General features: G+C 71.6%; 8 protein-coding genes, 1 tRNA gene and 1 pseudogene. 6 read left to right on the forward strand and 4 right to left on the reverse strand.

All coding sequences use genetic code 11. The features are described from left to right. Positions 1–12: 12 nt before the first annotated feature. Together OFY01_RS17290 and OFY01_RS17295 are read right to left on the reverse strand one after the other, a co-directional pair. Positions 13–279, reverse strand: a pseudogene (locus OFY01_RS17290) (acyl-CoA dehydrogenase family protein); the annotation flags it as partial. Positions 280–468: 189 nt separating this feature from the next. Beyond that, the gene (locus OFY01_RS17295) at positions 469–936 is read right to left on the reverse strand and encodes an SCP2 sterol-binding domain-containing protein (RefSeq protein ID WP_266600882.1); all 468 of its coding nucleotides are present in this window, start codon (positions 934–936) and stop codon (positions 469–471) included. A gap of 123 nt (positions 937–1,059) precedes the next feature. Here OFY01_RS17295 and OFY01_RS17300 point away from each other — a divergent pair, with 123 nt between their 5' ends. Both OFY01_RS17300 and OFY01_RS17305 read left to right on the forward strand, forming a co-directional pair. Further along, positions 1,060–1,692 carry a TetR/AcrR family transcriptional regulator gene (locus OFY01_RS17300; RefSeq protein WP_266600884.1) on the forward strand — a complete coding sequence of 211 codons (633 nt, stop codon included), beginning with the start codon at positions 1,060–1,062 and terminating at the stop codon, positions 1,690–1,692. A gap of 161 nt (positions 1,693–1,853) precedes the next feature. Next, on the forward strand, positions 1,854–3,794 hold the full coding sequence (locus tag OFY01_RS17305; protein ID WP_266600886.1) for an AMP-dependent synthetase/ligase: 1,941 nt from the start codon (positions 1,854–1,856) through the stop codon (positions 3,792–3,794). A 388-nt stretch (positions 3,795–4,182) separates the two neighbouring features. Here OFY01_RS17305 and OFY01_RS17310 read toward each other — a convergent pair whose 3' ends face one another. Both OFY01_RS17310 and OFY01_RS17315 read right to left on the reverse strand, forming a co-directional pair. Beyond that, positions 4,183–6,033, reverse strand: a complete 1,851-nt coding sequence (locus tag OFY01_RS17310; RefSeq protein ID WP_266600888.1) for a TerD family protein — start codon at positions 6,031–6,033, stop codon at positions 4,183–4,185. Between the two features lie 292 nt (positions 6,034–6,325). Next, positions 6,326–6,398: transfer RNA gene (locus OFY01_RS17315), tRNA-Arg, on the reverse strand. 315 nt (positions 6,399–6,713) lie between these two features. On the opposite strand from OFY01_RS17315, the gene OFY01_RS17320 reads away from it, so the two are divergent. The 4 genes from OFY01_RS17320 (at position 6,714) to OFY01_RS17335 (ending at position 13,132) form a co-directional block, all read left to right on the forward strand. Next, on the forward strand, positions 6,714–8,390 hold the full coding sequence (locus tag OFY01_RS17320; RefSeq protein WP_407700364.1) for a dynamin family protein: 1,677 nt from the start codon (positions 6,714–6,716) through the stop codon (positions 8,388–8,390). A 5-nt stretch (positions 8,391–8,395) separates the two neighbouring features. Continuing rightward, positions 8,396–10,471 carry a YfjP family GTPase gene (locus OFY01_RS17325; RefSeq protein WP_266600892.1) on the forward strand — a complete coding sequence of 692 codons (2,076 nt, stop codon included), beginning with the start codon at positions 8,396–8,398 and terminating at the stop codon, positions 10,469–10,471. 157 nt (positions 10,472–10,628) lie between these two features. Continuing rightward, positions 10,629–11,204: a single-stranded DNA-binding protein gene (locus OFY01_RS17330; protein ID WP_266600894.1), complete on the forward strand. Its 576-nt coding sequence runs from the start codon at positions 10,629–10,631 to the stop codon at positions 11,202–11,204. Positions 11,205–11,608: 404 nt separating this feature from the next. Further along, on the forward strand, positions 11,609–13,132 hold the full coding sequence (locus OFY01_RS17335; protein WP_407700365.1) for an LAETG motif-containing sortase-dependent surface protein: 1,524 nt from the start codon (positions 11,609–11,611) through the stop codon (positions 13,130–13,132). Positions 13,133–13,208: the final 76 nt, after the last annotated feature.

Consider the following 13,208-nt stretch of genomic DNA (forward strand, 5'->3'; position numbering starts at 1 on the left):
CGCCGAGCCGCGTCAGCGGATCTGCCGACCCGATATCGCCCGCGCGATCACCAACCGCTGGATCTCGCTGATGCCTTCGCAAATGGCCCTGCGCAGCGTCACGCTTTGTCGTTGCGCACCGTCCACGCCGACGACATGGACGTCGGCGATGCCGCCGTTGGTGATCCATGCCGTCTGGCCGCTGATCCCCCACTCGTCCTTCGCCTCGTCGTACCGGGCTCGCGTCAGCATCGCCGCCACCTCCGAGCCCGCCCGCGGTTTTGACACGCGGAACGCCGCCGCGGCGTCTCATCGCGCTCGTCCCACTCGGCGGCGGCCGTGCGGACGACTTCCAGGGAGAATGCCATGATGCCCGGCGCCTTCCTGCGCTTCCTGTGCCTTCCCCCGCTTTCCCGTGCCTTCCTGCGCGTTCGTTGCCTTCCGTTGCCCTCCGTCCCCTGCTCCGTGTTCTGTTCTCCGCCCCCGCCCCTACGCCTTCGGGATGTCGAAGTAGCGGGTCAGGCCCGCCGCCATGGCCACATCACCGGCGATCTTCACCTTGCGCATCATGAACATCGTGACCGGCGACGAGTTGCCCGAGACCAGCTTCAGGAAGTCCGCGTCGCCCATGGCGAGCGTGACGCGCGGCTCGGCGGTGGTGCGGCCCTCGGTGACCGTGCACGTGCCGTTCGCGATGCTCGTCTCCCAGACCGCCTCGCCGTTGTCGCCCTGCCCTGTGATCTTCCAGCGGATCAGTACCTCGAGCGACCCCGCGGCCTCCGGCTTGAACTGGGCCTCCATGCGTCCGAAGACCTCGGCCAGGACGCGGGCGCGCAGCGCGCCGTCCCGTGCGATCTCGTTGATGTCCTTCGCGGACATCTTCTTCACGCGCCGCGCGAACTCCTCGGGCGTGACGCTCGCGAAGTCCAGAGCCGCGATGTCGTCGGCACCGCTCATGGGCAACTCTCCTTACCGTTCAGTAAACTTACTGAACGGTAAGGTATCGACGGCGCGGATGGGTCGGCAAGGGTGACGGGGACATCGGGGCAGGGGCGACAGGCTCGGCAGCGGCGCAAGCGCGTGCCGCGGCAGGTGCGTGAGCAGCAGATCATCGACGTGGCCGTACGCGTCTTCGCCCAACGCGGCTACCACGCCGCCTCGGTCGACGAGATCGCCGAACTCGCGGGGATCTCCAAGCCGATGGTCTACCTCTACCTCGACTCGAAGGAAGGGCTGTTCCTGGCTTGCCTGCGCCGCGAGGCCGCACGCCTCGTCGCCGCGTTCCAGGAGGCCGCGCGGGGCGCCGGTGCCGCCCCCGACCTGCGGTTGCACGCCGGACTCGCCGCGTTCTTCGCCTTCGTCGCCGCGTACCGGGACAGCTGGGTCGTGCTGCACCGCCAGGCTTCCGAACCGAGCGAGAGGATCGCCGCGGCCGTCGCGGACACGCGGCGCGCCGTCATGGCGGAGGTCGCGGGCCTGGTCAAGGACGGCATCGACGACGTCACCGGTGGCGAAGGGCGCGGGGCCCGGCTGGGCGCCGAGGACGCCGACTTCGTGGCGCACGCGCTCGTCGGGGCCGCCGACTCGCTCACCGACTGGATGGAACGCAACCCGGGGCAGTCGCCGGAGAGCGTCACGGTGCGGCTGATGAACATGGTGTGGGTGGGGATGCGGGGCGTACTCGACGGTGAGGTGTGGCTGCCGGATGGGTGAGATGCGAGGGGTGAGACGCGAGAGGTGAGACGCGAGGCGTGCGAAGCGAGGCGTGTGAAGCGAGGCGTGCGCGACCCGTTGAATTCTCCTTACGCATGGGTAAGTTGACTCATGAGTAAGTAGGGGCGGGCAGTCGCGTCGGTACCACGCCGGGAGTCGTGATGGGCGCACGCAAGGATCTGAAGCGGGCCAGGAACCACAGCGGCCTGGCCGGACGTGCCGCGGTCGAGGTCGTACGGGACGAGCACGGCACCGTACGCGAGGCCCGCGTCGCGCCGCTCGCCGCGCGGTCGCCGGGGGCCGACGCCCTCCGCACCCCGGCCGACATCCCGTTCGTGAACGCCGCCGAGGCTCCTGAGGCGGTCGTGCTCAGACGCAAGGAGGCGGGGGAGTGGAAGCCCGTCACCTCCGCCGCCTTCGCACGCGAAGTGACCGCCGCCGCCAAGGGGCTGATCGCCGCCGGCCTCGAACCGGGCGAACGCGTCGCCCTCATGTCGCGCACCCGCTACGAGTGGGAGGTCCTCGACTTCGCGATATGGGCCGCGGGAGGCCAGACCGTACCGATCTACGCGACCTCCTCGCCCGAGCAGATCGAGTGGATCGTGCGCGACTCCGGCGCCCGCACGCTGATCGTGGAGACACCCGAGAACGCCGAGGCCGCCGCGACCGGCCTCGCCGCCCTGCCGGAGACCGAACGGCCCCGCATCCGGCAGATCGACGCGGGCGCCGTACTCGAACTCGCCGCGTCGGGCCGGGAGGTGTCCGACGCCGAAGTCACCGAGCGGCGCGCCGCGCTCGGCCCCGACACCGTCGCCACCATCTGCTACACCTCAGGCACCACGGGACGCCCCAAGGGCTGCGTCCTGACGCACGGCAACCTGTACGCCGAGGCGGCCAACACCGTCGAACTGCTCCACCCCCTCTTCAAGGCCGTCACCGGCCAGACGGCCTCCACCCTCCTCTTCCTCCCCCTCGCCCACATCCTGGGCCGAGCCCTGCAGATCTCCTGCCTGCTGGCCCGGATCGAGGTCGGCCACTGCCCGAGCATCAAGCCGGACGAACTGCGCCCCGAACTACGCTCGTTCCGGCCGTCGTTCGTGGTCGGCGTCCCGTACCTCTTCGAGAAGATCCACGACACCGGCCGGGCCACAGCGGAGAAGATCGGGCGTGGAGCCTCCTTCGACCGGGCCGACCGGATCGCGATCCGGTTCGGCGAGCAGCACCTGGCCCGGTTCCTGGGGCGCGGCACGGGCCCGTCCCTCGGCCTGCGGATCGCCCACGGCCTGTACGACCTGCTGGTCTACCGCCGCGTACGCAAGGAACTCGGCGGCCGGCTGCGCTACGCCATCAGCGGCGGCTCTCCGCTCGATCGCAACCTCAGCCTCTTCTTCTACGCCGCCGGAATCGTCATCTACGAGGGCTACGGCCTCACCGAGACGACCGCCGCGGCCACCGTCACCCCGCCCCTTCGCCCGCGCCCCGGCACCGTCGGTACTCCCGTGCCCGGTACCGCCATCCGCATCGCCGACGACGGCGAGGTGCTCATCAAGGGCGGCATCGTCTTCGGTACGTACTGGAACAACCGGGCCGCGACGGACGAAGTCCTCGACGGCGACGGCTGGTTCGCCACGGGCGACCTCGGCGCGCTCGACCCCGACGGCTACCTCACCATCACCGGCCGCAAGAAGGACATCCTCGTCACCAAGGGCGGAAAGAACGTCTCCCCGGCCGTCCTGGAGGACCGTCTGCGCAGCCGTTCCCCGGTCGGCCAGTGCGTCGTCATCGGGGACAACCGCTCCTACGTCGCCGCGCTCATCACACTCGAACCCGAGTCCGTGGCCCACTGGTTGAGCGTGCGCAAGCTGCCCGCCGACACTCCGCTGTCCGAGGTGATCCGCGACCCGCGCATCGTCGAGGACGTGCAGAAGGCCGTCGACTACGCCAACGAGGCCGTCTCGCGCGCCGAGTCCATCCGCAGGTTCCGGCTGGTGGAGGGCGAGTTCACCGAGGAGAACGGGCTGCTCACCCCGTCGATGAAGATCAAACGCAAGGCGGTCGCGGCAGCGTACGCGCGGGAGATCGAGGAGCTGTACGGCGTCTGAGACCTGGAAGGAGACCTGGGAATCTGCGCGGCGTCCGGGGCGGTTTCGGGTCGTGTCCCGAGTAGCAGGAGACGAGGCGCACGGGTTCACCGTGACAGTCGGGGTTTCGCGGTGGTCTCTGTCATCGGCCTGAAGCGAGCCCAGCGCCCACATCCACGACCGCCTCGCCGGACAGCTCACCGGAAGCCGCTGACACCGGCCGCCCGCCCCGCGGCGGGGATCCTCCCGAGGCGTGAGCCGCGTGGGATCCCGCTGTGGGCAGTTCAGACAGGTGCGCCGCCGTACGGGATGCGTGCGCTTCGGCCGGGGGGCGGTGCCGGGCTCGCGTATCGTCCGTCGGGCGATTGACGCGACCGCTGCGGACAAGACGCCCGGCAGTGGTTCGGATTCAGTCGTCGATCTCGACGCCGTAGTTCCGGGCGAGCGTGTCAAGGCCGTGGTCGTAGCCCTGGCCGACGGCGCGGAAGCGCCAGACGGGGCCGCGACGATAGAACTCGCCCAGGAGCAGCGTGCGTTCGGTGGTCGCGGCGTCCAGGGTGGCGTGGGCCAGAGGGGCGGCGTCACTGTCGGGAGCGGCAGTGATCTGGACTGCTCCGATGTCGCCGAAGGTGGCTGAGCCGTCGATGGCGGCCGCGACAACGACCCGATGGGAGGCCGGTGGGAGAGCGGCGAGGTCGACGGCGACGGTCTGTTCGGCGGGGCCACCGGTGAGAAGCCGCACCGTGCCCGCGGGGTTTTCCGGAGCGCCGTAGAAGACGAAGTCCTCGTCGAAGGTGACCTGTTCGTCCTCGTCGAGCACGAACGCGACGACATCGATCTCGCAGCGTTCCCGGGGAGCCCAGGCCGCGGCGAGATGCCACTGTGGCGTGGGCAGATCGATGACGCCGCCACGGGGAAGCACGTGGAGCGGCTGAGCCGAGACGTCCAGAGGCGCCTCCTCGACCTGTGCCGCTTCCGTGCGGGCCGCCGCACGGGCCGCCGCACTGGTCTCCGCACTGGTCTCCCCGACAGGATCGACGAGCCAGCGCTCGTCACGCGCCGGAAGGCCCAGTTCCGTGATCCGCCGCATGCGGCGATCCTTGTCCCCACCGGTGAGGACAACGACGTCAGTGACGCTGCGGGACAGATTGACCGCAGCGGAACCGCCCAGCACGACCACGCGGGTGCGCGCGGCAGCAGCCTCCTTGTGCGTGCCGCCCAGGACGAGTACACGACGCCCGGCCAACGGCTTGCCCGTCGTCCCGGCAGGTGCGAGTGCCGGTTGACGAGGAGCCGGGACGGCCGGCGCCGGTGCAACGGTCTCCGCCTCCGGCGCCCGGTGCGCCGCACCGCCCTGTACCTCGCCGAGCAGCTTGAGGAACGTGTCCTCGTCGATGACCGGCACACCCTCGGCAGTGGCCCGCCGCGCCTTGGCCGAACCGGACGCGGGCTCATTGGTGACCAGGACGCTGGTGTGGCGGCTGACCGAGGTCATCATGTTGAGCCCGGCGGCGACTCCTCTGCCGATCAACTCGGCCCGCGCGCAAGCGGTCTCACCGGTGATCGCGACCTTCATCCCCTGCCGCAACGGCCCTCCGCGGGCCAGCCGTCCAGGGTTGCGGTAGGCGCAGGGCGTCTTGGGTGGCTTCGGCGTGAACTGCGACTCGGCGCGCGGGGGGCAGCTCACGAGGGGCAGCGGCAGTGCGAGTCGCGCCGCCTCACGCAGTGACGCCCGCAGGATCCCGGCCAACACCCGGGTGTCGTCCAGGGCGTCATGGGCGTGCTGCTGCGGTACGCCGTAGTGGGCGGCCAGCGTGCCCAGCTTCATGTCGGGCGTCGGTGGGTCGACCCGCCGGTTCAGCGCCAGGGTGCACAGCCGCCGCGACACCGGCAGCCACCTGCGCGCCCGGGCGAACTCGTAGGAAAGGAAGTCGTAGTCGAACTGCGCGTTGTGAGCCACCAGAACGCGGTCCTGCAACAGCTCCCCGATGCGCTCGGCGACCTGCTCGAAGGTTGGCGCCCCGCGCAACCGTTCGGCGGTGAGCCCATGCACGTCCACCGGTCCCGGATCGCATCCGGGGTTCAGCAGTGTGGAGAATTCCGCGGTCTGCCGTCCGTCCGCTCCGATGGTGAGGACAGCGACCGACAGCACCCGGTCCCGTCGGGGTATGAGCCCGGAGGTCTCTACGTCGACGAGGGCCCAGTCATGGGCGTACTCGCCCATGGCGGGCAGGTCGAAGGAGGCCGCTGCGAGACTCATGGCGCCAAGGATGAGCGGGCATGGGTCCTTCCCTCAACCTGTATGCAGTATTGCCCCGATATGCGACATGTGGCGCACCGGTATGTCAGCGGAGAGGTCGCGACGAGACTTCGGGAAGTCTTCAGGAAGAACACCCGTCCGGACCCGTCTCAAACCGCGCCCGTCCGGACTGTCGCCCAGGTCGGGGGCGTCGGCCGCGCTGAGTCCACCTGGGAGATCCGATCAGCTTCGCCACCTCTGAACAGCAAAAACGCCCTCCTTGAGGGAGGGCGCGACCCCGCATACCGCTCGGCGCCCCCGGCAGGACTCGAACCTGCGGCCAAGCGCTTAGAAGGCGCCTGCTCTATCCACTGAGCTACGGGGGCCGGTGTGTGGCCGGTGGCCTGGACCGGATGTGCGGGTGGTGATCCGTGACCTTGCCGGGACAAGGATAGGGGCCGTGGATCCCTGTCCCTGCCGCTTCGCCTCCGTGGCTCGATGTGGAGGTTCAGTGAAGCGGTCCCGATAATCGCAGGTGGGTTCGGATCCCGCATCGCTTTTGGCGTCTCGCGTCTCGGGTGTTGTGCACTCGTTATGCCTGCGCCCCAGTCGTCCCTTCCGTGCCGCTCTGCGCTTCCTGTGCTCCGTCGTGCGCCTTGTCCGGGCCTGGTCTGCGGAATCGGCACGCAGAAGACCGCCACATGCTTCAGAAAGCCGCCAAAATTGGGCATTCTTCGCATGTGGTGACCTTGGACGTACGGCCTCAGCTGCTCGACGCGCTCACCGCGCTGCGCGACCGTGTCGCCGCCGCGCGCTTTCCGCTCCCTCTCGCGGGGGCCCCGCGCGCGCGTGTCAACCGCGATGAGCTGCTCGCACAACTCGACGACTACTTGGTGCCCCGGTTGCGCGCCCCCGAAGCGCCACTTCTCGCCGTCGTCGGCGGGTCCACCGGGGCCGGGAAGTCGACGCTGGTCAACTCCGTCGTAGGACGGGTGGTCAGCGAGGCCGGGGTGCTGCGCCCCACCACCCGTACGCCGGTGCTCGTCTGCCATCCGGACGACCACCATTGGTTCTCCGGGATGAGAGTGCTGCCCGACCTCACGCGCGTGTGGGTGCCGAGGCAGAACGAGGCCGACGGGAGCGTCCAGGGGGACGATTCGCTCGTTCCGCCCCTCGACGACGGGGAGCGCACGCTGCGCGTCGAGACCGCGGGCACGCTGCCGCGCGGGCTCGCACTTCTCGACGCGCCCGACATCGACTCGCTCGTGGCCGACAACCGGCTCCTCGCCGCCCGCCTGATCAGCGCCGCCGACGTGTGGGTGATGGTCACCACTGCCTCCCGGTACGCCGACGCGGTGCCGTGGCACCTGCTCCGTACCGCCAAGGAGTACGACGCCACCCTCGTGACGGTGCTCGATCGGGTGCCCCACCAGGTGATCGGTGAGGTTTCGCGACAGTACGGCGCCCTGCTCGCCAAGGCCGGGCTCGGGGAGATCCCCCGGTTCACCGTGCCCGAGCTGCCCGAGTCCACCGGTGACGGCGGACTGCTGCCCGCCACCGCCGTCGCCCCCTTGCGCGCCTGGCTCGCGCACCGTGTCCAGGACCCCGCCGCGCGGGCGCTCGCCCTGTCGCGCACGGCCCGCGGCGTCCTCGACTCGCTGCGCGCGCGCATGCCGGAACTGGCCGCCGCCGTCGCCTCCCAGCACTCGGCCGCCGTACGGCTCACGACCGCTGTCGAGGAGGCATACGACGACGAGTACGCGCGCGTGCGCGGCAGGCTGCAGAACGGTGCCGTACTCGCCGGGGACGCGCTGAAACGGTGGCGCAGCTACCCGCTCGACTGCTCGGCGGACGAGCTGCTCGACGCGCTCACGGAGAGCCTGGCGGCGCTCCTGCTGTGCGCGGTGACCGCCGCTGACGCGCGCGTGGACGAGCGGTGGCGTCGCGAACCAGGAGGTGACGCGCCCGAACTGGCCCGCCCGGAGCCCGGCCTCGAGACCGCCGAGCACCGCATCGGTCTGGCCGTACGGCGCTGGCGGCGCGTCCTTGAGGAGTATGCCGAGGACGAGGTACGCGCCATGGGCGAGGCGCAGGGCGCCACGCCGCCCGACGCCGAGGTGGTCGCCGCCCTCGTCGCCACGGCGTTGCTGGGCGGGCGGCGTGCCAGAGCCGCGGGTGAGCGGCTCGCCGAGCGGATCAACGCCCAGGGCGCGCTGCGGCTGCGCGACCGCGGTGGACGGCTCCTGAGCGAGTACGTGGAGAACGTGCTCGGCGCGGAGCGCGAGCGCCGGCTCGCGCCGCTGGACGCCCTCGGCGTCACCCCCGAATCGCAGGCCGAACTCATCGCGGCCCTTTCGCTGCTGCAGAAGGAGAGGTGAGGGCGGTGACCGCCGTCACGGACCACACCGGACAGCCTGACCACTCCGGACGTCCTGACCACTCGGGGCAGCCTGACCACTCGGGACGGCCTGACCACTCGGGACAGCCTGACCACTCCGGCTACGCCGGCCAGTCCAGCCACACCATCCAGTCCGGAAGCTCCGGCCAGCCCGGCGGCTTTGTCGGTTCCGTCGGTTCCGTCGGCTCCGGCGGTTCCGGCGGTTCCGTCAGCTCCGGGAGGTCCGCCGAGGGCGCCTGGGACGACGGGCTCATCGCGCGGCGCGTCGCCGAGGCACCGGACGCCGGGGCGGGAGACGGTTCGGGCGGCACGCGCGCGGTGGACGCGACGAATTCAGGCGTTGCGGGATCCGGAGGCGCGGGATCCGGGGGCGCGGGTTCCGGCGCCCCGGTGTCCGGACCCGTAGGCTCGATGTCGGAAGCGGAGACGTACGACGGGCGGTTGACGCAGCGCCTCGACGCGTTGCGTGAACTCGTCGGGCTCTCCAGGACCCGCCTCGACGGCACGGTGCTCACCGAGTCCGTACGGGTCCTCGACGAGGCATCCGCCCGGCGGAGGCTGTCCTCGCGGCACACCGTGGTCGCCGTCGCGGGTGCCACCGGCAGCGGGAAGTCGACCCTGTTCAACGCCCTGGCCGGCGTGCCGCTCTCGGAGACGGGGCTGCGCAGGCCCACCACCTCCACGCCCATCGCCTGCAGCTGGACCGACGGGGCGGCGGGCCTCCTCGACCGGCTCGGCATCCCGGGCCGCTCGCGGCGCAGGCCGCTGCAGTCGCAGCAGTCCGGGGCCGAGCTCGACGGGCTGGTCCTCGTCGACCTTCCCGACCACGACTCCGCCGCGCCCGACCACCGTGAGCAGGTCGACCGGATCCTCGCGCTCGTCGACGCGGTCATCTGGGTCGTCGACCCCGAGAAGTACGCCGACGCCATGCTGCACGAGCGTTACCTGCGGCCCATGGCGGGGCACGCCGAGGTGATGTTCGTGGTGCTCAACCAGGTCGACCGGCTGCCCGGTGACGCGGCCGAGCAGGTCCTCGACGATCTGCGGCGGCTGCTCGACGAGGACGGCATCGCGCTCGGCGAGTACGGCGAACCGGGCGCCACGGTGCTGGCCCTGTCCGCGCTGACCGGTGACGGTGTCGGTGAACTGCGCGAGGCGCTCGACCAGTTCACGAACCGGCGGCTGGCGCCCGTGCGGCGCATCGGCGCGGACGTGGACGCCGTCGCCGACGGCCTGCGGCCCGTGTACACGACGCGACGCCGTACGGGGCTCAGCGAGGAGGCCCGCGAGGAGTTCACCGACCGGCTCGCCGACGCGGTGGGAGCGGCGGCCGCGGGCCAGGCCGCCGAACGCGCCTGGATCCGTGGCGCCAACCGGGCCTGTGGCACTCCTTGGTTGCGGCTGTGGCGTTGGTACGAGCGGCGGCGCGCCGCGGACCTGCCCACCTTGACCCCGAGGCAGCAGCAGGCCGAGGAGGAGGCCACGGCCCGTCAGCGGGTCGAGCACGCCGTGCGGGCCGTGGGGGACGCTGCGGCGGCCGGGCTGCCGGAGGCGTGGGGGCAGTCGGTGCGGGAGGCGGCCTTGCGCGGCGGAGAGGGGCTCCCGGAGGCGCTCGACGCCCTGGCCACGGCGTCGCCCGCGGCGCGCCGGGGCGACGGCCGGGTACAGGGGCCGCTGTACACGGTCGGGACCCGGCCGCCGCGGCCCGGGTGGTGGCCGCTGGCCGTCCTCGTGCAGGCCATGATGACGCTGCTGCAGGTGGCGGGCGGCCTGTGGTTGTCGGCGCAGATCCTCGGCGTGGTCTCGCCGAACCTGGGTGTGCCGGTGCTGTTGATGCTCGCCGGGATCGTGGGCGGCCCGTGCGTGGAGTGGGCTTCCAGGATGGCGGCCAAGGGGCCCGCCCGGCGTTACGGGCAGGAGGCCGAGCGGCGGCTGCGGGAGGCGGCCGCGGCCTGCGGCAGGGCCCGTGTGCTCGACCCGGTCGCGGCGGAGCTGCTGCGGTACCGGGAGGTGCGCGAGCAGTACGTACGGGTGGCTGGGTTTTCCACAACTGGCCGGTAGTACACAGGGGACGGCGGGGTTCTCGCGGCGGGGGCAGTCTGAGATCGCGGTTCGGGACAGGCCCGGGCCGCGATCGGATGATGCGGACGAGATGAGCGGCCGGGGCCGCGCGGGCCGGACGGCCGCGCGTCCCGGACCGTGTACGGGAGGGGTTGCGATGAGCAGCGACACGATGCTGACCGTGGTGGGGAACGTGGCGACGACGCCGGTCTACCGCGAACTGCCGACCGGGCCGGTCGCCCGGTTCCGGCTCGCGGCACACACCCGCCGCTTCGACCGGGTGCGCAACGAGTGGGTGGACGGCCACACCAACTTCTTCACGGTGTGGGCCTGGCGGGCCCTGGGCGCGAATGTGCAGAGCTCGCTCTCGCTCGGCGAACCGGTCGTGGTGCGCGGAAGGTTGAAGGTCCGAGACGAGGAGCGCGGCGGGCAGCACTGGACATCGGCCGACATCGAGGCGGTCACGATCGGGCACGACCTCTCGCGCGGTACCTCCGCGTTCCGCAGAGCCTCACCCGGCCGGACCGACGAGCTGTCACGGACCGGGCGCGAGCCCGAGTTCGGGCGCGGAGCGAAGACCGGAGCCTGGTCCGAACCCGAACCCGAACCCGAACCCGAACCCGAACCCGGCGCCGAACGCGAACCCGATGCCGAACGGGAACCCGAAACCGATCAGGAACCCGTAGCTGAACGGGAACCGGAAGCCGAACGCGAACCCCAGCCGGTGGCGTGAGCGAGGGCGCGGCCACGTGAACCGCCTTATGGGATCGGCTGGTTCCTTCGGCCATGGCGGACGGCGTTCCAAGTGCGGCTTATCCACCGGTGCGTGCCGGAGATTTGTCGACAAGCCCAGCTCGTAGGGGCGTCGGGGATAACGATTGCGAGTCGGATCGGCCGCTGGGTGCCCGCTCGGGCGGGCGTGATCCCTCGTTTACTTAGGATGCCGGGCGTAGCTCAAGGGGCTCGTGAGCCTCGTGCAGGGCTCAAGAGGCCGCGAAGTCAAGGTGGTTCGCACCGCTGTGCGTCGGCTGCTCATGCCGAGCCGGCCGGGTGCGGCCGGTCGGCACCGCGGCGCGCAAGGTTCTGTCGGCGGGACACCCCCCATGTGTCGTACTGTCCCGCCTGAAGGGGAATGTCGTGTTTGCTGTGTTCTCACGGGCCGCAGGGCGGCCCGGCGCCGCGCGCCTCGCCGTGGCGGCCCTGGTGCCAGGGCTCGTGGCCGCCGCGGCGATGGCCGGGGCAGGAGCCGCCTTCGCGGATGACGACGACACGGATCAGAGCGGCGCGAGCGCGACCATCGGCGGCCTGGAGACGTACGGGGCGGCCGTGATCCACGAGGGCGGGCGCAGCGAGCGCGTCTTCGCCGGGCTGTTCCGGATGACGGTCGACGGCGGCGGAACGCTGCGCACGTACGGCGTCGACATCCACAACCCGACGCAGACGGACGCCAAGTACCAGGAGACTTCCTGGAGCGGCACATCGCTGAACGGCAACCCTGACGCGGGCAAGATCCGCTGGATCCTGGAACACTCCTACCCCCAGGTCAACGATCTCGCCGCGCTGGCCCGCAAGGCCGGGGCCGACACGCTCACCGAGCAGGACGCCGCCACGGGCACACAGGTGGGGATCTGGCGGTACTCGGACCACGCGGACGTCGACGCGGTCAGCCCCGCCGCGGAGAAGCTCGCCGACTACCTCGACAAGCACGCCCGCTCCGTCGCCGAGCCGCGCGCCTCGCTCACTCTGACGCCGCGCGCGGTCTCCGGGCGGCCGGGGAAGCGGCTCGGCCCGGTCACCGTGCACACCGGCGCCGACACCGTGGGCGTGACCCCGCCCGCCGAGGCCGCGGCCGACGGGGTGAAGGTGGTCGACAAGGCGGGGCGGCCGGTGACCTCCGTGGTCGACGGCGGGCAGATCTACTTCGATGTGCCCAAGGACGCCGCGGCGGGCTCGGCCGCGCTGACCGTGCAGGGCTCGACGACGGTGCCGGTCGGCCGCGCCTTCGTCTCGGGGACGCGAAGCCAGACGCAGATCCTCGCCGGGTCGAGCGAGTCCACGGTCTCCGCGACGGCGACGGCCACCTGGGCGAAGAAGGGGGCCGTGCCGGCCCTGTCGGCGGCCGCGGACTGCAAGTCGGGCGGGGTCGACATAGCGGTGGCCAACCCGGGGGACGAGCCGTTCACGTTCACGCTGATGAGCGTCGTGCACACGATCCCGGCGAAGACCTCGCGGACGGTGACGATCCCGTTGCAGGAGGACCAGGCGTACGACTTCACGATCAAGGGGCCGCACGGCCTGGTGAAGCGGATACGGGGTGTGCTGGACTGCCGCACGTCGCCCGCGGCGAGCCCTGCCGGCAACGGGCTGACCGTGCAGGCCGCCCCGCAGCCGAGCCCGGCCTCCGTCGGCGGCACCGGCACCGGCTCCGGCGACCGGAACCTGGCCGAGACGGGCAGTTCGAACGCGACACCGGTCATCGCCGGGGCGGCGATCGCGCTCGTCCTGGCCGGTGGCGCCGCGCTCGTCCTGAGCCGCGGGAAGAAGGCGCCGCAAGCACCGGCCGCCTCCACCCCGCAGGCCCCGTCCTCGCAGGCTCCGTCCCCGCAGACCCCGTCCCCGGAGGACGGCGATCGGCGGGACGGTTCCCAGGGCGACAGGTGAGCGGCTAGCCGACGAGACCGGGCGGCCGGAGCGTGCGGCCGTCCGGCGCCACAGCCGCGGGTGACGGACGTCACTC

This window comes from Streptomyces beihaiensis, from assembly GCF_026274175.1.
In the GTDB taxonomy this organism is placed as follows: Bacteria; Actinomycetota; Actinomycetes; order Streptomycetales; family Streptomycetaceae; genus Streptomyces; species Streptomyces beihaiensis.